Source organism: Saccharothrix longispora (assembly GCF_031455225.1).
GTDB lineage: Bacteria > Actinomycetota > Actinomycetes > Mycobacteriales > Pseudonocardiaceae > Actinosynnema > Actinosynnema longispora.
On record NZ_JAVDSG010000001.1, the window covers coordinates 506,134 to 525,005 of the forward strand.

At 73.0% G+C, this 18,872-nt stretch carries 16 protein-coding genes; 9 read left to right on the plus strand and 7 right to left on the minus strand.

Translation table 11 applies throughout. From position 1 onward, the window contains the following. Positions 1 to 66: 66 nt before the first annotated feature. Both J2S66_RS02230 and J2S66_RS02235 read right to left on the minus strand, forming a co-directional pair. Entirely contained in the window at positions 67 to 1,404 is a 1,338-nt protein-coding gene (locus J2S66_RS02230; protein WP_310303107.1) for an O-antigen ligase family protein, read from the minus strand. A gap of 1 nt (position 1,405) precedes the next feature. Continuing rightward, positions 1,406 to 2,512 (minus strand): YveK family protein, encoded by a 1,107-nt coding sequence (locus tag J2S66_RS02235; protein ID WP_310303109.1) that lies wholly within the window; start codon positions 2,510 to 2,512, stop codon positions 1,406 to 1,408. Positions 2,513 to 2,620: 108 nt separating this feature from the next. On the opposite strand from J2S66_RS02235, the gene J2S66_RS02240 reads away from it, so the two are divergent. After that, positions 2,621 to 3,553, plus strand: coding sequence for a TolB family protein (locus J2S66_RS02240; protein WP_310303112.1), 933 nt, complete (start codon positions 2,621 to 2,623; stop codon positions 3,551 to 3,553). A 45-nt stretch (positions 3,554 to 3,598) separates the two neighbouring features. Here J2S66_RS02240 and J2S66_RS02245 read toward each other — a convergent pair whose 3' ends face one another. From J2S66_RS02245 to J2S66_RS02255, 3 genes are read right to left on the minus strand one after another with little or no spacing between them, the layout of a single operon-like run. Then, complete coding sequence (locus J2S66_RS02245; RefSeq protein ID WP_310303115.1) at positions 3,599 to 4,816, minus strand: rhamnosyltransferase WsaF family glycosyltransferase; 1,218 nt, start codon at positions 4,814 to 4,816, stop codon at positions 3,599 to 3,601. After that, positions 4,813 to 6,255 carry a lipopolysaccharide biosynthesis protein gene (locus tag J2S66_RS02250; protein ID WP_310303117.1) on the minus strand — a complete coding sequence of 481 codons (1,443 nt, stop codon included), beginning with the start codon at positions 6,253 to 6,255 and terminating at the stop codon, positions 4,813 to 4,815. The genes J2S66_RS02245 and J2S66_RS02250 overlap by 4 nt, the downstream gene beginning before the upstream one ends. Further along, positions 6,240 to 7,289 (minus strand): glycosyltransferase, encoded by a 1,050-nt coding sequence (locus tag J2S66_RS02255; protein ID WP_310303119.1) that lies wholly within the window; start codon positions 7,287 to 7,289, stop codon positions 6,240 to 6,242. Before J2S66_RS02255 ends, J2S66_RS02250 begins: the two co-directional genes overlap by 16 nt. An 83-nt stretch (positions 7,290 to 7,372) precedes the next feature. Here J2S66_RS02255 and J2S66_RS02260 point away from each other — a divergent pair, with 83 nt between their 5' ends. The 3 genes from J2S66_RS02260 to J2S66_RS02270 all read left to right on the plus strand — a co-directional run bounded on the left by J2S66_RS02260 (position 7,373) and on the right by J2S66_RS02270 (position 10,939). Next, entirely contained in the window at positions 7,373 to 8,233 is an 861-nt protein-coding gene (locus J2S66_RS02260; protein ID WP_310303121.1) for a glycosyltransferase, read from the plus strand. Between the two features lie 35 nt (positions 8,234 to 8,268). Further along, positions 8,269 to 9,528, plus strand: a complete 1,260-nt coding sequence (locus tag J2S66_RS02265) for a hypothetical protein (RefSeq protein ID WP_310303122.1) — start codon at positions 8,269 to 8,271, stop codon at positions 9,526 to 9,528. Between the two features lie 70 nt (positions 9,529 to 9,598). After that, positions 9,599 to 10,939 (plus strand): YVTN family beta-propeller repeat protein, encoded by a 1,341-nt coding sequence (locus J2S66_RS02270; RefSeq protein ID WP_310303124.1) that lies wholly within the window; start codon positions 9,599 to 9,601, stop codon positions 10,937 to 10,939. Positions 10,940 to 11,151: 212 nt separating this feature from the next. Here J2S66_RS02270 and J2S66_RS02275 read toward each other — a convergent pair whose 3' ends face one another. Beyond that, a complete protein-coding gene (locus J2S66_RS02275; RefSeq protein WP_310303126.1) occupies positions 11,152 to 12,369 on the minus strand; it encodes an MFS transporter in 1,218 nt (405 codons plus the stop codon). Between the two features lie 108 nt (positions 12,370 to 12,477). Here J2S66_RS02275 and J2S66_RS02280 point away from each other — a divergent pair, with 108 nt between their 5' ends. The 4 genes from J2S66_RS02280 to J2S66_RS02295 all read left to right on the plus strand — a co-directional run bounded on the left by J2S66_RS02280 (position 12,478) and on the right by J2S66_RS02295 (position 17,540). Next, positions 12,478 to 13,260 carry a WecB/TagA/CpsF family glycosyltransferase gene (locus tag J2S66_RS02280; RefSeq protein WP_310303128.1) on the plus strand — a complete coding sequence of 261 codons (783 nt, stop codon included), beginning with the start codon at positions 12,478 to 12,480 and terminating at the stop codon, positions 13,258 to 13,260. 3 nt (positions 13,261 to 13,263) lie between these two features. After that, the gene (locus tag J2S66_RS02285) at positions 13,264 to 15,315 is read left to right on the plus strand and encodes a glycosyltransferase (RefSeq protein WP_310303130.1); all 2,052 of its coding nucleotides are present in this window, start codon (positions 13,264 to 13,266) and stop codon (positions 15,313 to 15,315) included. A 105-nt stretch (positions 15,316 to 15,420) separates the two neighbouring features. Beyond that, positions 15,421 to 17,028, plus strand: coding sequence for a serine/threonine-protein kinase (locus J2S66_RS02290; RefSeq protein WP_310303132.1), 1,608 nt, complete (start codon positions 15,421 to 15,423; stop codon positions 17,026 to 17,028). 17 nt (positions 17,029 to 17,045) lie between these two features. Further along, positions 17,046 to 17,540 (plus strand): SLATT domain-containing protein, encoded by a 495-nt coding sequence (locus tag J2S66_RS02295; RefSeq protein WP_310303134.1) that lies wholly within the window; start codon positions 17,046 to 17,048, stop codon positions 17,538 to 17,540. Here J2S66_RS02295 and J2S66_RS02300 read toward each other — a convergent pair. Beyond that, positions 17,527 to 18,312: an enoyl-CoA hydratase/isomerase family protein gene (locus tag J2S66_RS02300; protein ID WP_310303137.1), complete on the minus strand. Its 786-nt coding sequence runs from the start codon at positions 18,310 to 18,312 to the stop codon at positions 17,527 to 17,529. The two genes, J2S66_RS02295 and J2S66_RS02300, sit on opposite strands and share 14 nt — an antisense overlap. 76 nt (positions 18,313 to 18,388) lie before the next feature. Between J2S66_RS02300 and J2S66_RS02305 the strand changes: the two genes are divergently transcribed. Then, positions 18,389 to 18,856, plus strand: a complete 468-nt coding sequence (locus tag J2S66_RS02305) for a GNAT family N-acetyltransferase (protein WP_310303140.1) — start codon at positions 18,389 to 18,391, stop codon at positions 18,854 to 18,856. Positions 18,857 to 18,872: the final 16 nt, after the last annotated feature.

Below are 18,872 nucleotides of genomic sequence, written 5' to 3' on the forward strand. Positions count from 1 at the left end.
CCGGCCGGGGAGGCCGGTGCCCGGGTCGCGGTGCGCCCGGGCACCGGCCCTGCTCCGGTCCACGGTTCACGCGAGGAACGGCCTGCCGCCCGCGCCGTCGACGGGGTCGTCCCCGGCCCGCTCCGCCTGGGCGATGCGCAGGGCCGCGCCGGACAGGCCGATCATGGTGAACACCATGCCGGTCGCCACGCCGAAGCTCAGCAGGTCGAACGTCGCCGACGCGATCCCGCCCACCAGCACCGCGGCCAGCAGGCAGCTCGCCAGGCCGCGCAGGCCTTCGTCCCGGGTCAGGAAACGGGTCCGGAGCGTCGCGTAGCAGGCCGCCAGGAACATGCCGATCAGCGAGAACAGCCCCAGGTAGCCGTTCTCGATCAGCGTCAGCAGGAACTGGTTGTCCAGGATCGTGTACTTCGTCGGCAGGAACGTGCCGAACCCGCGACCCAGCAACGGGTTCAGGTCGATCTGGTCCGCCGCCGCCTCGTAGTCCGCGGTGCGGGCCTTCACGCTCGGGTCGTCCTCGATGTTGGCGAACATGCCGCGGATCGTGCCGAACAGGCCCGGCACGACGAGGCTCGCGCCCAGGAAGAAACCGAGGCCGAGCACCGACACGGTGAGCTTGCGCCTGCGCGGCAGCGTGGCCACCAGCACGATGCCCGACACCGCCATGCCCAGGATCGCGGTGCGCGACAGGGCGGTCAGCGCGCCCAGGCCGACCAGCGCCAGGCACAGCCACCAGCGCAGCTGCGGCTCGCCGTGGTCGCGCGCGTGGAACACGTAGTGCGCGCCCAGGGGCACCGCCATCGCGCACACCAGGCCGAACTCGATGGGGTGGTTCGTGGTGCCGGTGGGCCGGCGGAAGATCGACCGGCTCTCCATCGCCGAGTACGCGTTCTCCTGCACCCGCAGGCCGGGCAGGCTCACGTACGACGCGAGGTCCACGCCCGCGCCGAACTGCACCAGGCCGACGAACGCGATCATGCCCGAGCAGGCCAGCACCAGCTTGAGCACCCGGTCCAGGCGTTCACGGGTGCGGACGGCGTCGCAGGCGAAGATGGCCACGCTGATGGTCGCCACGATCCGCACCATGCTGCTGTCGGCGACGGTCAGCTCGTCGGTGGGCAGCCAGCGGCGCGTGGCGACGGCGTACGTGGCGAGGTGCATGGCCAGGTAGACCGCGACGGCGGTGCGCAGGGCGTTGCGGCCCTTGCCGATGCCGAGCGTGTCGACCATCTGCGCGGACAACCACAGCACGCCCAGCAGCAGCGCCACCACCAGGGCGGGCGGCAGCGTCATCGGCACGAACGACAGGACCAGCCGGGCCGGCACCACCAGCAGGGCGAGCAGGTAGAGGCAGACGAGCGTGGCGCCGTCCGCGCGTTGGCGCACGCGGGTGAGGGCGGTCATCTCACGGTGAGTCTTCGCGCGTCGGCCAACCGGGCGCGCCCGGTGCGCCGCCCGGCGGCTTCGGGTTGTCCGGGGTGCCCACGGCGGCGATCTTCACGGTCCGCTCGCTCGCGGTCGGTCGGGGCTTCGGGGGCAGGGGCGTCGGCGGCTGCACCTTGACCGTCTGCTCGCTGGCCGTGGGGGACCTGCGCACGGGGGGACGCGGCGGTGGTCCCTGCTGCGGCCCCTGCTGGCCCGTCTGGGGGCCGTGCCCCGGCACCTGCGGCGGTTCGGGGCGGCGCGGCTGGCCGTTCAGCGGCTGCCGGGGGGCGCCGTGCGGGGGCTCGTCGTGGGGGCGGGGGTTGTCGGGGCGGAAGTCCGCCGGCTTCGCGCCGGTCGACCGCGGTTCACCCGGTTCGGCGGACACCTCCTCCGAATCCTCGCCCTCGCCGTCGACCTCCGCTTCGGCCTCGCGGCGGCGCTTGAGCTTGCCCATCACGCTGTCCGAGGCGAACGTCGCCGCCAGCGTGAACAGCATCAGCAGCACGAACGCCGCGCCCGCGTACCGGACCTTGCCGCCGATCTGCGCCTCGGCCGTCGTCGGGTTCACGATCACCTGCGAGGTGATGAACGTCGACTCCGGCGCGCTGAGCTTGCGCTGCTGGTCCTCCAGCTCCTTCTGCGCGAAGGTCAGCACCGTGGTGACGAGCTTCTCCGCCTCGTCCGGGGACTCCGCGTCGGTCACCACGAACATGAACGGGCCGTTCACCCCACCGCCCGCGGCGGTGAAGTTCGCCGTCGAGCCCTGGGTGATGCCCAGGCCCTCGCGCGTCTTCGGGTCGGCCAGGATCTGCGCGATGATCTGCGACGTGGTCGAGAGGCTGCCGTCGAACGCCAGCAGCGGGTTGATCTTCACCGCTTCCTCGGGCGAGACGTTCTGGTTGAACGTGCCACCCGCCGACGGCGAGGTGAACACCATCACACCGGTCGACTCGTAGCGGGTCGGGATCGACACGAACACGCCCGCCGCCAGGCCCACGGCCAGGAGCGCCGACGGCAGGGCGATGTACCACCGCCGCCGCAGCACACGCAGCGCGCCCCAGAAGTCCATCCGTTCCCCGATCCGCATTTACCCTGAGTAGAGGTCCGCAAGGTGTTGTTACCCTGAAATCGGCCGACTCGCGGCTTCTCGTTACAGGTGGTGATGGATTTGGGCTCGCGCCGCACCGTGCTCGCCGTGAGCGCCATCGTACTGGTCGCCGCAGCCGGTGGGGTCTACCTGACGGCGGTCGCCCGCGAGGACCGCCCGGTGGCCGCGGCGACGGCGGCGCGGAGCGGTGACCTCCTGTACGTGGAGCTGGCCGACGGGCGGTCGCGGGTCGAGCAGCTGAGCCTGGCCGACCCGTCCGCGCGCTCCGCGACCGACCAGGCCTGCCAGCGGTTCTACCGCGCCGCCGGCACGACGGTGTGCCTGAAGCTCGCGGGTCCCGGCCCCACCTACGCGGCCGAGATCAGCCGCGCGGGGGAGGTGGTGCGGACCGTGCCGCTGCCCGGCATTCCGAGCCGCGCCAAGGTGTCCGGGTCCGGTCAGGTCGTGTCCTGGACGTCGTTCGTGACCGGGGACTCGTACTCGGTGCCGGGCGGCTTCTCCACCCGCACCGGGTTCTTCGACCTGCGCAGCGGTGAGCTCGTGGAGTCCCTGGAGGGCTTCGCGGCCGACGTCGAGGGGCGGCCCCGCACGGCGCAGGACGTCAACTACTGGGGCCTGACGGTCGGCGCCGACGACCGCACCTTCTACGCCACCCTCGCGTCCGGCGGCCTGACCTGGCTGGTGAAGGGCGACCTGGTGGACCGCGGCGTGCGGTCGCTGCGCCGCGACGCGGAGTGCCCGTCGCTGTCCCCGGACGGCACCAAGGTCGCCTACAAGAAGCGCATCGGCCGCCTGGGGCCCTGGGACCTGGCCGTCCTCGACCTGGCCACCGGCACCGAGCTCCGCCTCCCGGGCACGGCCGGCGTCGACGACCAGGCCACCTGGCTGGACGCGGACCGCCTGGCCTTCGCCGCGGTCCCGAAGGACGCGAAGCAGGCCGCCGTCCACCTGGTGCCCGCCGACGGCTCGGCCCCGGCCACCGTCCTCGTCCCCGACGCGACCTCCCCCTCCCCAGCCTAATGGGAGCTACCGAGTCTGCCGGCACGGCTGACCCGGTAGCTCCCATTAGACGAGGAGTTCCCGGCGGAGGACCTTGTCCAGGTCGTGGCCGGCCGCGTCCCAGGAACGGCTCGACACGCTGGACGACGCGGTGCGGGCGACGGTCGCGAAGTCCGGTAGCGATACCACTTCGGACAGTGCGCGGGCCAGGTCGTGCGGGGTCGCGGGCGCATAGCGGACGTGGTCGTTGTCCAGCACCACGCGGTTGTGCACGGCGTCGTTCACCACCGGTACGCAGCCCGCCGCCAGCATCTCGTGCGGCACCAGCGACACGTTCGTCATCGACAGCGTGAGACCGGCGTAGCACCGGTTGTAGATGTCGTTCAACGCGTCCGGCGACACCAGGCCGTGGTCGACGTGGTTCGGGCCGAGCGAGCCGATCTTCTCCCCGTAGGTGTGAATCCGGACGTCCGGGTGCCGCTCCGCGAAGATCTCCAGCGCCGGCAACCCGATCTCGACGGCACGCCGGGGCGCCAGCCGGCGCGCGTAGAACACCACGCCGTCCCGCGTCACGCCCTCCCGCAGGTGGTAGCGGTCGGCGTCGCAGCCGAACTCGAAGGAGTCGGCGGGCATGCCGACCTCGGTGCGCAGCTTGTCCGCCAGGTACCGCCCCGCGGTGAACCCGTGGAACCCCATCCGGTAGGTGTTCTCGGCCAGCGCGGACAGCCCTCCGGCCGGGAAAAACCACGGCTCGTAGTCCTGCACCAGGTAGAACCGCTTGCCCGCGCACGGGTCGTTGAACACCGGGTAGGCCGTCATCCACGCCGTCGCGAACACGGCGTGCGCGTCGTCCATCCCCCCGGTCACGTCGTGCACCGTCCCCCGGAACCCCGGGAACGCCGCCCTGATCACCGGCTCGTGGTCCGCGGCACGGCTGCCGTACACGTCGTACAGGTACAGCCGGTTGGTGTGGCCCAGCGACTGGAGGTGCTCGATCAGCCGGAACATCGTGGTGTGCCCGCCCGACCCCGGTGACGGCGGCGTGCTCACCCAGTTGACCGTCAACGCGCCGTCGGCGGGCACCGGTGGCACCTCGACGGGGCGGCGCGCGGAGATGTCGGCCGCGCGCACGTCCTCCAGGCGCACCGGGAACACCTCGGTGTCCGCGCCGAACCGCCGCGCCGCGCGCGCCAGGGCACGAGCACCGAGTTGCCGCACACCGCCGTCGCGCACGATGTGCGAGACCTGGTGCGCGCGGCGCTGCAACTGCTGGACGACCCTCACGCGTTGCTCCTCCTCAGCAGCCCCAGCACCTCGTGGCGCAGGGGGAAGACGACGGCGGCGTAGGCCAGGGACGCGAGCGCGCCGCTCACCAGGAGCCGCCACAGGGGGGCCTCGACCAGCTGCTCCACGCCGAGCGCGACCGCGACCATCACGAGACCGCCGAGCAGGGGGCGCGCCACCGCCGCGCCGAGGACGCCCGCCCGCAGCCCGTAGGGCCGGAACGCCACCAGGTACGCGGGCACGACGACCACGAGCACCACCACGCTCTGCGCCGCCGCCACGCCGCGCAGGCCGCCGACGTGCGCGCCCAGCGCCAGCAGCGGCACCAGCGCGACGAGCCAGACGAGGTGGATGACGAAGATGGCGCGCGACCGGCCCGCGCTGGCCAGGTAGTCGTAGCCCAGTTCCAGCACCACGCGCAGCGCGCCGAGCGCCACCAGCAGCGCCAGCGCCTGCGCGGCGGGCGCCCACCGCTCGCCGTAGACGACCCGGACCAGCGGGTCGGCCAGCACGGCCAGCAGCACGCACGCGGGCACGGTGGCCAGCGCGAGCAGCCGCAGGGCGCGGGCGAACGTCCGCGCGAACAACGCGGGATCATCTCTGACCTGTGAGAACGCCGCCAGTGACACGCTGCGCACCGGCTGCGAGAACGCCGCGACCGGCCAGTTCGCCAGGTTGAACGCGAGCAGGTAGTAGCCGAGCTGCACGGTCCCGAGCACGCTGCCGACCACGATCTGGTCGACGTTGAGCACGCCGAACACGAGCAGGCTCGCCCCGGCCAGCGGCAGGCCGAAGGACAGCAGCTCCCGCGCCTGCCGGGGGTCGAACCCGGGCCGGTACCAGCGCTCGGTGTAGGCGAACATGACGCCGGTCGACACCAGGTTCGTGGCGATCCGCGCCCAGGCCAGGCTCCACGCGCCGAACCCGAGCAGCGCGAGCACCACCGTCACGGTGGTGCCCACGACGAACGCCGAGGTGTCGGCGACGAACTTGTGGTCCTGCCGGAACTCGCGCTGGAGCAGCGCACCGGGCACCGCCGACACGCCCGCCACCACCAGCGACAGCGACATGAGCTGGATCACGCCGGTGGCCTGCGGCGTTCCCATCGCGCCCGCGAACCACGGCGCGCCGAGCACGCACACCAGGCACAGCAGCGCGCCGGAGGCGATGGACAGCGTGGTGACGGTGGGCGCCAGCTCCTCCACCGGCCGCTCGGTGCGCACCAGGGCGACGCTGACGCCCATCTCGCTGATGCTCATCACGATGTTCATCACCACGAGCGCCACGGCGAACACGCCGAACTGCTCGGGGGCCACCAGCCGGGCGACGAGGACGCCGACGCCCACCTGGCCCAACCGCTGCACCAGGCTGTTGACCGCGCTCCAGCGGATCGCCGAGGTGACCTTGCGCTCCAGGCCGGCGGTCACTGCCCGCGCCACTTCCAGACCTGCTTGGACACCAGGCCCCGTCCCCGCTTGACCAGGTGGCTGCCGACGAACAGCTGCGTGCGGCTGCACGCGCGCGGCCCGAGCGCCCGCCTGCGCCGCAACGCCCGGTACTCGCCCAGTCGCTCGGCGCCGGGGTCGACGCGGCGGGCGAACTCCACCAGCTCGTCCACCGGGACGTCGGCCAGCCGGTCGCGGTCGTAGGCCCGGACGGCCCGCCACAGGGCGTCCTTGGCGATGGCCCGGTTCGCCAGCGACTTCAGCCTCGGCGGCAGGTCGGGGTGCTCGCGGAAGAACAGGTCGAACACGGCCTGCCGCTGCTCCAGGTCCGCGAACAGCGACGAGAACCGCGTGCGCATCATCGACTGCTGGTGCACCCGGTAGTACGCGGCGGGCTTGCCGCGCACGTAGCCGATGTCCGACACGGCCGCGATGCGCATCCACATCTCCAGGTCACCGGCGTGCGGCAGGTCGGCCCGGTAGCCGCCGACCCGCTGCTGCACGGAGGTGCGCACGACCGCCTCGGGGGAGGACAGCACGTTCTGGCCGGTCCGGCAGCGCGCCTCGATCCAGTCCACACCGGACCACACCGTCGTGCCCGCCGGCGGGGTGACGACCTTCGGCAGGCGGTCCTGGTCCTGGTAGTACACGACGCGCCCGTACACCATGCCGACGTTCGGGTTTGCCTCGAAGACCGCGGCCGCGCGGGCCAGCGAGCCCGGCGCCAGCAGGTCGTCCGCGGACAGCAGGACGGTGTAGTCGGCCTTGGCCCACTCCAGCAGGCCCTCGTTGTAGGTGGCGATGTGCCCCTTGTTGACCTCGTGCCTGCGACCCTCGACCCGCGGGTCCCGCGTGAGCTCCGCCACCACCTCGGGCGTGTCGTCGGTGGACGTGTCGTCGATGATCAGCACCCGGACGTCGACGCCGGGTTGGTCGAGGACGCTCCGCACGCAGGACCTGAGGAACCTCGCGTAGTTGTAGCAGGGGATGACGACGTCGACCGCGGGTCGTGTCGAGGGACCAGTCACGCCCTACTCATCGTGCGCGGTCGCGGATCGTTAACGCCCGACCCCGTATCCCGATGTACCGGGCATACGGGAAGGGGTTCTCGATGGACCACGTCGTTCTGACGCGCTTCAACCTGCCGTCCGTGGGCGCCGAGAGCGTCGTGCGGGCGCAGGAGGGCTGGCTGACCAAGCGCGTCGGGCTGTTCGAGCGGTACTGCCTGCCCTCGGTGGCGGCGCAGACCTCCTCGGACTTCCGGTGGCTCATCTACTTCGACCCCGAGAGCCCGCGGTGGCTCAAGGACCGGATCGCCGCGCACGGTGACGCCTACACGCCGGTGTTCCGCACCGCGGTCAGCCGGGAGGAGCTGCTGGAGGACGTCGCCACGCTGTTCCCGACCAGGGGCGACGAGCTGATCACCACGAACCTCGACAACGACGACGGCCTGGCCGCCGACTTCGTCGAACGCCTCCAGGCGGCGCCGTCGACCGGCCGCCGCACCGCGCTCTACCTGGCGAACGGGCTGGTCAAGAGCCCGAGCGGGTTGTTCTTCCACCACGACCGGGACAACGCGTTCGCCTCGGTGCGGGAGAGCTGGGCCGACCCGGTGACGTGCTGGGCGGACTGGCACAACCGGCTGCACCGGCACGCCGAGGTGGTGTCGCTCGGCGGCCCGCCCGGCTGGCTCCAGGTCGTGCACGGCGGCAACGTGAGCAACCGCACGCGCGGCCGGCTGGTGTCGCCCGCGCCGTACCGGCCGCTGTTCGGGGCGGCGCTGGACGACGTTCCGGAACCCGCCGGTCGGGTGGTGGCGCGTGACCGGTTCGTGGGACATCCCTTGCGGGTGGCGCGCGACGGGGCCAGATTCGTGGCCAAGACGGCCGCGCAGCGGCTCCTCGGTCCCGGCGGCTTCGAGAAGGCCAAGCAGGTGCTGGCCGCGCGCGGACGCGCCCGCACCCCCGGCTGAGACCCGCACCCCGACCCGAACAGGACCTCCGAACCATGGCCCTTCCACGCGCCCTCGCGGCGGTCCTCCTCCTGCTGACGGCGGCGTGCACCGCCCGGGCGCAGGTCCCGGACGCCCCCACCGCGGCGCCGCCCGTCGTCATCCCGTCGGTCGACTACTACGAGAGGTGGGCCAACGGGCCCAACCCGACGGGCGACCCGGGCACCTTCCCGATCAACGTCTGGATGCAGGACCCCTCCGGCGTGGAGAACGGCGAGAAGCTCGGGTACGCCCTCCCGAAGATCGGCGTCGACGTCGGCATCGGGCTGTGGGAGGACGAGTGGTGGTGGCTGCGCCAGGAAGGCCTCCACCAGACCGACTGGCGGGTGTACGTGGACCCGACGCGACTGGACACGGTGCTGGCCGACACCGCGCACGCGCGCAACTACGTCGGCTACCTGGTGGCCGACGAACCGGACATGAACAAGGTCTACGGCGACGTGTTCAACCCGGAGATGCAGCCGTCGGCGATCCTCAAGGCCGCCGACGCCGTGCGCGCGAAGGACCCGACGCGGCCGACGTACATCAACTTCAGCCCGTGGATGGGCACGCCCACCGGCGAGATCGGCTACGGCTACATCGAGGAGTCGTACGAGGAGGACATGCGCACCTACTGCTCGGCCGCGGACATCGCCTCGGCCGACTACTACGCCTGGACGCACCCCGACCGCAACCACACCGTCGGCGCGTACGCCTACGGGGAGGTCATCGACACCATGCGCAAGTGGTGCGGACCGGACAAGCCGCTGTACGGGTTCGTCGAGACCGGCCACCCGCACACGCACGGCGAGATCATCGACGCCGACCAGGTGGAGTCGGCGGTGTGGAACACCGTCCTGCACGGCGCGACCGGGATCAACTACTTCGCGCACAGCTTCTACACCGAGGGCAGGGGCGAGTACACCAGCATCCTGACCCGCCCCGACATCACCGCCCGCGTCGCGGCCGTCAACGCCCGGCTCAAGGCGCTCGCGCCCGTGCTCAACGCGCCCAACCTGCCCGGCGTGACGGCCGCGAGCGACAACGGCATCCCGGTGGCCGTCCTGCACAAGCAGGTCGACGGGCAGCGGTGGGTGCTCGCGCAGACCGACGGGAACAAGGACAACCCCAAGAGCCGCGCGGCGAAGGTGGAGCTGACCGTGCCGGTGGCGTCGGGCACGGCGACCGTGGAGGGCGAGAACCGGACCGTGCCCATCGTGGACGGCAAGCTCGTCGACGACTTCGGCCCGTACTCGGTCCACGTCTACCGCTTCTGACCGGCTAACGGCTCATCCGCGCGCAGCGATCGGGTCAGTGCGGGACCCCGTCGAGGCTCGGAGGCCGACAGTGCTGCCCAGAACCCTGCTCCACGAACGCGTCCACGCGGGCATCCGCAGAACGGCGGCGACCGGCGGCACGTCCGCGCTGGTCGCAGCACTGCTGCTGGTGCCGTCCGCGCCGGCTTCGGCCGCCCCGAACCGCGTGCTCGGGTACGTCGCCAACAACGGCGGCGGCGTGTCCGTCCTGGACACCGCCACCGACGCGGTCACCAGCACGCTGGGCGACGGCGGCGGTGACTCGCCCTACGGCGTCGGCGTCGCGTTCGACGGCGCGCGCGGGTACGTGACCAACGTGCGCGACGACACGCTGACCGTCATCGACACGCCGATGAACACCGTGGACGCGGCGGTGCCGGTCGGCGACGGCCCGGCCGGTGTCGTGGTGTCGCCGGACGGCGGGCACGTGTACGTGTCCAACTACTTCGCGGGCACGGTGTCCGTGGTGGACGCGGCGACGCTGACCACGACCGAGACCATCGCGGTGGGCCCGAACGCGGACGGCGTCGCGATCACGCCGGACGGGTCGCGGCTGTACGTGGCGCACGACGTCGCCGGCCCCGGCACGGTGTCCGTCGTGGACACCGCGACCAACACCGAGATCACGGAGATCGCCACCGGCAGCACGCCGACCGCGGTGGCCGTGACGCCGGACGGCGCGAGGCTGCTCGTGGTCAACAAGCTCTCCAACGACGTGGCCGTCGTCGACACCGCGTCGAACGCCGTGCTCGGGACGATCCCGGTGAGCTTCATCCCGCACGGCGTGGCGATCTCGCCGGACGGCGCGCGGGCGTACGTGACCAACAGCGAGGGCCACACCGTGTCGGTGCTGGACGTGGCGGCGATGAGGGCGGTGGCCACCGTGCCCGTGGGCAGCAGGCCGATCGCCGTGGCCCTGACGCCGGACGGCGCGCGCGCCTACGTGACGAACTACAACAGCGGCACCGTCTCGGTGCTGGACACGGCGACCCTGGCGGTCGTCAACACCATCACGGTGGGCCGGAACCCGGTGGGCATCGCGATCCACGGCGTGCCGCCCGCGGCCACGAAGCTGGTCGCCGGCCACGCCCGGGTCCAGTTGCGCCTGCTCGGCTTCGGCCTGCGCGGCCTGGACGCGACCCTGACCGAGTCGCACACCGGCAAGCCCGTCGTCGGCAAGCGCGTGGCGTTCCGCACCATCAAGGGCCACCCGCTGTGCACGGCCACCACGAACGCCTCGGGCACCGCGACGTGCGACGCGAACGTCCCCCTCCTGGTCGGCCTGGCCACCCTCCTGCGCGGCTACACCGCCGGCCACGCCGGCGACCAGACCCACGCCCCGTCCCGCTCCCACGGCCACGCCACCCTCTAACCGCGAGTCGTAAACCCAACCCGCGCGAGTCGTACGTTCGTGCCGCGCGAGTCGTACGTTCAGGACCCCCGTGTTCTTCACTCGCGAGTACGAACTCAAGAGGGCTGGGCTTACGACTCGCGTGGCGTGGGCTTACGACTCGCCCGGCGTGAACGCACGACTCGCGTGGCGTGGGCTTACGACTCGCGTGGCGTGAACGCACGACTCGCGGGTCAGGTGGGGCGGGCGGTGGTGGTGAGGTAGAGGGAGGTGGCCACGGCGACCACCAGGGACGCGATCGCGGTGTGGACGGCGGTGCCGAAGGCGGCGTACTGGAGCAGGAAGCCGAACGCCACCGAGGAGACCAGGCGGGCCAGGGCCTGGCCGGTCTGGACCACGGCCAGGCCGGAGGCGCGGAGCGATTCCGGGACCAGGGTGGCCACCCGCGCCGAGAGGACGCCGTCCGTCGCCGCGTAGAACAGGCCGTGGCAGACGAGGGCCGCCACGGCGCCCGCGTAACCGGTGCCGGGCACCAGGAGGAGCGCGTACACCGCCAGGAGGGCCACGTGCCCGCCCAGGAAGACCGGCCACCGGCCCACGCGGTCGGCCACGCGGCCCAGGGGAGCGGCGGCCAGCAGGAACACCAGCGCGGTGCCCAGCGGCAGCAGGGGCAGCAGGTGGAGCGGGGCGCCCGTCGCCTGCTGCACCAGGATGAACACGAACGCGTCGGACAGCGTCGCCAGGCCCAGCAGGGCCGACGCGACGGCCACCCTGCGGTACCCGGCCTGCCGCAGCAGGCCCAGGCCGGCCCGGATCGACGGACGGGGGCCGGTCGGCGCGGGACGCGGGTTCTCCCGCACGAACGCCACCAGCACGATCAGGCCGATCGCGGCGAAGCAGCCGCTGACCACGAACACCGGCCCCGCGACCGTGCCCAGCCAGTACAGCAGCAGGAACGTCACCAGCGGCCCGAGCAGCGCGCCGACCGTGTCCATGCTGCGGTGCAGCCCGAACGCCGCGCCCAGCCGGTCCGGCGGGGTGGCCAGCGAGATCAGCGCGTCCCGGGGCGCGGTCCGCAGGCCCTTGCCCGCGCGGTCGGCGGCCATCGTCGCGCCGATGCCGAACGCGGACGCGCCCACGAGCGGGAAGATGAGCTTCGTCACCGCCGACAGCCCGTAACCGGCCGCCGCGACCGCCTTGTGCCGGTGGGTGCGGTCGGAGACGAGCCCGCCGACGAGCCGCAGCACCGCCGTGGCGCCCGTGTACAGACCGTCCAGCACCCCGAACTGCGCGTAGCTCATGTTGAGCGTGAACAGCAGGTAGACCGGCATGAACGCGGTGACCATCTCAGCCGACACGTCGGTCAGCAGGCTCACCGCCCCCAGTGCCACGACGGTGCCGGGGACCTTGCCCCTGACGCGCTCGGAGGGCCGGACGGACGCAACGTACATGCCCCCGATATCGGTCACGGGCGGTGACCGTTACCGCGATCGGACCAGTGGCGGCCCGGCGTCCACCACGGCGGTAACGAGGTCCGCTCCACCGCCGATGACGCGGGTATGCCGGACATCTCGCAGGCCCGCGTCCGCGTGGGCGCCGTCGACGTGTGGGCCGTCAGCGAATCCGGTCTCGCCGACCACGTGGTCGAGGCGTGGCGGCGGTCCGCGGGCGGCGCGATCGTCACGGCCAACGTGGACATCGTGCGCGCCGCGACCCGCAGGCCCGAACTGGCCGCGCTGATCGCCGAGTCCGAGGTCGTCGTCGCGGACGGCATGCCCGTCGTGTGGGCCGGTCGCCTCGCGGGCGTCCCGGTGCCCGAACGCGTCACCGGCTCGTCGCTCGTGTTCACCCTCGCCGCCGCCGCGGCCCGGGAAGGCCGCTCGGTCTACCTGCTCGGCGGCAACCCCGGCGTGCCGGAGAAGGCCGCCGACGTGCTCACCGCCCGCCACCCCGGCCTGCGCGTCGCGGGCACGGGCTCACCGCCGTTCGGGTTCGAGCGGGACGACGCCCTGACCGCCGAGACCGTCGCCGGGGTCGTCGAGGCCACACCGGACCTGGTGATGGTGGGCCTGGGCTTCCCCAAGCAGGAGAACCTGATCCGCCTGCTGCGCGCCGAACTCCCGGACGCCTGGTTCCTCGGCTGCGGCGCGGGCATCCCGATGGCCGCGGGCGAGTTCACGCGTGCCCCCGGCGTGGTGCAGAAGGTCGGCGCGGAGTGGTTGCACCGCCTCGCCCTCGAACCCCGCCGCCTCGCCAAGCGCTACCTGCGCGACGACCTCCCGTTCGCGTTCCGCCTCCTCGGGGGCGCGCTGCGCACCCGCTTCCGCCGCACGGGGGAGTAGATAGTGCCGCTGGCCGTGGTCATCGTGACCTACCACAGCGCCGACGTGGTGGGGGACTGCCTCACCTCCGTCGCCACCGCGCTGGAGTCCGTTCCGGACAGTCGGGTCGTGGTGGTGGACAACGCCTCCACCGACGACACGCTCGACGTCGTGCGCCGGGTCGCCCCGCACGCGCGGGTCGTCGCCCGCACCGCCAACGACGGGTTCGCGGCGGGCGTGAACGCCGGGTTCGCCGCCGCGCCGGACTGCGACGTGCTCGTGCTCAACCCGGACATCCGCCTGCACCCGGAGGCGGTCGCGTTCCTGCTGGCCGCCCTCGCGCTGCCCGGCACCGGCATCGCGGTGCCGCGCCTGACCGGGCCCGACGGCGAGCCGCAGCTGTCATTGCGGCGCGCCCCGAACCCGCTGCGCGCGCTGGGCGAGGCGTTCCTCGGCGGCACCCGTGCCGGCCGGCACGTCCCGCTCGGCGAGCTCGTCGTCGACCCCCGCGCCTACGCCGCGGCCGGATCTGCGGACTGGGCGACCGGCGCCGCGTGGCTGATCTCCCGCGAGGCCCGCGAGGCGACGGGCGTGCTGGAAGAGCGGTACTTCCTGTACTCGGAGGAGACGGAGTACATGCTCCGCGCGGGCGAGCGCGGCTTCGCGATCCGCTACGAGCCCCGCGCGCACGCCGTGCACCTGGGCGGCGAGCAGTCCACGTCGCCCGTGCTGTGGTCGATGGCCACCACGAACCGGGTGCGCATGGTGCGCGAGCGCCGGGGCCGCCCGGCCGCGGTCGCCATGTGGTGCGCGGTGCTGGTCAACGAGCTGCTGCGCGCCCCCCGGCACGCCAAGCACCGCACCGCCGTCACGGACCTGGTGCGCTGGCGGCGGTGGCCGGACCGGCCCGGCGAGGGGGACCGGCCGGGCTGGATCTGCTTCTCGGCGCAGGACTGGTGGTACCACAACCGGGCGCACTCGGACTTCCAGCTGATGCGGTCGGTCGCGCGGGACCGCCGGGTGCTGGTGGTCAACAGCATCGGCATGCGCATGCCGACCCGCGGCAACAGCACGCACGTGGCCCGCCGCATCGTGCGCAAGTTGCGCAGCGTCGCGAAGTTCGTGCGCCGCCCCGAGCCGGACTTCTACGTGATGTCGCCGCTGCCGCTGCCGTTCTACGGCTCGCCGTTCCTGCGCGCGGTCAACGCCGTGCTGGTGCGGGCCCAGGTGCGGCTCGTGGCGGCGTTCCTGCGCCTGCGCACGCCGGTGATCATGGTCACCATCCCGACCGCGTGGGACGTGGTCGCGCCGATGCGCAGGCGCAGCCTGGTGTTCAACCGCTCCGACCGGCACTCCGACTTCCCCGAGGCCGACCGCGGCGCGATCGAGGCGCTGGAGCACCGGCTCCTGGAGCACGCCGACCACGTCGTCTACGTCAGCCACGCCCTCATGGCCGAGGAGGCGCCGCGCACCGGCGAGCGCGCCCACTTCCTGGACCACGGCGTGGACGTCGACCACTTCACCACGCGGCCCGAGCACGAGTGGCCGGACGACGTGCGGGCGATCCCGGGTCCGCGGATCGGGTTCTTCGGGGCCCTCGACGACTTCGTGGTCGACTTCGACCTGCTCGAACGCCTCGCCGTCGAGCTGCCCGGCGCGTCGCTGGTGCTCATCGGCGACGCGACGCACCCGATGGAGCGCTTCGACGAGCACCCCAACGTCCACTGGCTCGGGTTCCGCCCCTACGACCTGGTCCCGGCCTACGGATCGGCGTTCGACGTGGCGATCATGCCGTGGCAGGACAACAACTGGATCAAGCACTCGAACCCGATCAAGCTCAAGGAGTACCTCGCGCTGGGCCTGCCGGTGGTCAGCACGGACTTCGCCGAGCTGGCCGGCTACGCCGACCGGGTGCGCGCCGCCCGGTCGCACGCCGAGTTCGTCGACGCCGTGCGCCGCACCCTCGCCGACGGGGGACCGCGGCCGGCCGCGGCGCTGCGCGAGTCGGTGCTGACCCGCTCGTGGCGGTCCCGCGCGGCCGAACTGGTGGCGCTGGCGGAGCAACGCGGCAGGTGAGGGGCCCGAAGCGGCGGGGAGGGCCGGGGTTGCGCCGGTGTGGCGTCGGTATCGAACCGGCCCGTACGGCTGAAGGCCGCCGCGAACGCCTCTAGTGTGGGTGTCGTGCAGCCCCTGCCCCCGAACGCCCCGTCGCGGATCGGCGACTACGCGCTGCTCGCCGCGCTCGGTCGCGGCGCGATGGGGTCCGTGTACCTGGCGCGCTCGCGCGGCGGCCGGCCGATCGCGGTCAAGGTCGCCCGCTCCGAGCTGGCCGACAACCCCCAGTTCCGCGAGCGGTTCCGCCGCGAGGTCGAGATGGCCCGCGCGGTCGGCGGCTTCTGGACCGCGACCGTCGTGGACGCCGACCCGGACGCCGAGCACCCGTGGATGGCCACCGAGTACATCCCGGGCCTGAGCCTCCAGCAGGCCGTGCAGGACCACGGCCCGCTGCCCGAGCGCGCCGTGCGGCGGCTCGCGGGCGGCCTGGCCGAGGCGCTGGTCGCGATCCACGGCGCGGGCCTCGTGCACCGCGACCTCAAGCCGTCGAACGTGTTGCTGGCCGACGACGGGCCGCGCGTCATCGACTTCGGCATCGCCCGCGCGCTGGAGCACTCCGCGCTGACTGAGGCGGGCATCGTGTTCGGCACGCCCGGCTACCTGTCGCCGGAGCAGGTCGTGGGCAAGCGGATCACGACGCAGAGCGACGTGTTCGCCCTCGGCTCGGTGCTCGTCCACGCGGCGACCGGCAGCGGCCCGTTCGGCGAGGGCGCCACGTCCGCGCTGGTCTACCGGGTCGTGCACCAGGACCCGGACCTGTCGCTGGTGCCGCCGTCGCTGGTGCCGCTGATCCTGCCGTGCCTGGAGCGCGACCCCGAGCGGCGGCCGACGCCGGCGGGGCTGCTGGAGCTGATCGGGCCGCCGTCGGCCGAGCCGTCGTGGCTGCCCTCGCGCATCCGCTCCGTGGTGGAGCAGCGGCACACCGAGCTGAGCATGCTGCCCGCGAAGCCGCCCACCCGCGTCATGCTGGACGAGCCGCCGGCGGCGAAGCCCGCGACCCGCGTCGCGCAGGCCGCGCCCGCCGGCCCCGCCACCCCCGTGCCGCCCTTCGGCCCCGCGACACCGGTAGGCCCCGCCGCACCGGTCGCGCCCGGCAAGCCCGGCAAGCCCGTCGTGCCCGCCACGCGGGTCGCGGCGGCCAAGCAGGACCGCGGCGACGTGCGGCCGACCGGTTCGCGGTTCAGGACCTCCCGCGTGGCCGGGATCAGCTGGGCCGGGGTGAACCTGCTGGCCGCGATCGTCACCGCCGCGGTCGCCGACCCCAAGGCGGGCGCCCCCGACCTGGTCCGGCTGGCGGCGTTCATCGCGTTCGCGCTGTTCGCGGTGACCGCGGTCCGGCTGCTGATCGGCGTGGCCAGCTCCGCGCTGACCCTGGACGTGGGGCCGGACGGCCTCACCCTGTCCAACGGCGCGGAGACCCGGCGCCTGCCCTGGTACGCCATCGCCCGGGTCAAGGTCGAGGCGCACCACGCCCGGCCGTGGCTGGTGGTGTGGCTCGTCGGCGCCGCCAAGGCCCCGGAGACGCTGGGCCGGGGCAGCTTCACCGTGCACAAGGGCGGCCTGCGGGTGTACCCGATCTCGCACGAGCGCTACCGCAAGCGCCGCGACCGGGACGTCGTGGAGCTGCGCTCCGCCCTCGCGTGGTACGGATCGGCCGCCTACGACCCCCGGTGATCCCTAGGATGCCGGACGTGGAGCAGCCCGGGGCCGCCGAGCCCGACCCCCGCCCCGCCGTGAAGTCGGGCCTGACGCCGCACGAGCTGGCCCTGGACCTGCTGGAGCGGATCGACGGCGCCCGCGAGTTCGGCCGCGCCCGCAAGGAGGGGTTCCGGCGCCGCTCGGTGGCGCTCAAGGTCGCCCTGCTGGCGATGTCGGCCACCGCGACGATCATCCTGGGCTGGCAGGACCTGGACTTCTGGACGGGGCTGGCGTTCTCGCTGGTGGCGTTGTCCACGGTGTTCGCCGGGCTGGAGCCGTTCTTCGCCTGGCGGTCGCTGTGGGTGCTCATGGAGGAGTCGCAGGCCGGGTTCAACCGGCTGCGCGACGACGTGGCGCACTACCTCGCCGCGACGCCCCCGGCCGACGTGGACCCGGCGCGGGTGGACGTGCTCTACCGCCGCTACCAGGACGTCTGGCAGCGGCAGAACACCCGCTGGCTGGAGTTCCGGCGGATCAGCGACCGCTGAACGTCGCCTTGCCCGGCCCGTGGTCGAGGAACGACCGCACGGCGCCGCGCAGGTCCTCGGTGTCGAACAGCTCGGCGGCGATGGACGTGATGTGCTCGTTGGCCTCGGCCACGCCGCCGCTCTCGAAGTGCGCCAGCACCCGCTTGGTGGCCGCGTGCGCCCGCGTGGGGCCCGTGGCCAGGGCGTGGGTGAACTCCAGCGCCGCGTCGTCGAAGCCCTCGTCGGGCAGCACCCGGTTGACCACGCCCCACCGCTCCAGCGTGGCCGCGTCGTAGGTGTCGCCGGTCATCACCAGCTCCTTGGCCCGGCCCACGCCCGCCCGTGCGGCCAGCCGCTGCGTGCCGCCCATGGTCGGGGTGAGGCCGACGACCTTCTCCACCAGCCCGAACCGCGCCCGTTCGGCGGCCAGCAGGATGTCGCAGGCCACGGCCACCTCGAACGCCCAGGTCAGGCACAGGCCGTGCGCGGCGAACACGGTCGGGAACGGCAGGGCGGCGATGCGCTCGGGCAGGTCGAGCATCCCGTCGAACAGCGCCTTGGCCTGTGCCCGGGTCTTCTGCGCCGCGAACAGGTTGACGTCCACGCCGCCGCTGACGACCCGGCCCTCGGCCCGGACGAGCAGGGCCCGCGCGGGGCGCTCCTCCAGGTCCTCGACGGCGGCCTCCAGCAGGTCGTGCAACCCGTCGGTGTAGAGGTTCAGGGGAGGGGCGTCGACGGTGAGCACGGCGAGGTCGACCGCGTCCCGCTCCAGGCGGACCTGTTGCGCTGCCACGGGCGTGGACTTTACACGCGTCCGGAATGCGGAAAACCGGGTGTCCGAATGGCCTATCGGGGGTGAAAATCTGTCGGTGACTTCATGGACCGTTCAGCCGGCGTCGGTGGACAGCCCGGAGGCAGTGGCGGTGATCCGGGACTACCTGGCCGACATCATCGCCCGCTACCACGGCCGCCCGGCGACCCCGCAAGAGGTTGACCTGGCCATCTCCGAGGACCCGACCGACGACCTGGCCGTGTTCTTCACGGGTGGGCGCGGGCCGGTGGTCGAGGGGTGCGCCGGGTACCGGTTTGTCAACCCCGGTACTGCGGAGTTGAAGCGGGTTTACGTCCGGCCGGAGGCCCGGGGCACCGGTGGGGGAGTGGCGCTGTTGACCGCCGTGGAGGAGTCCGCCGTCTCGTTCGGCGCCACCTCGATCCGTCTCGACACGCGCGCTGACCTGGTCGAAGCCCGTGCGCTGTACACCCGGCACGGTTACCGGGAGGTTGCGCCGTTCAACCACGACCGCTATGCGGAGCACTGGTTCGAAAAGCGGCTATAGGTGCCATCGGGTTCCC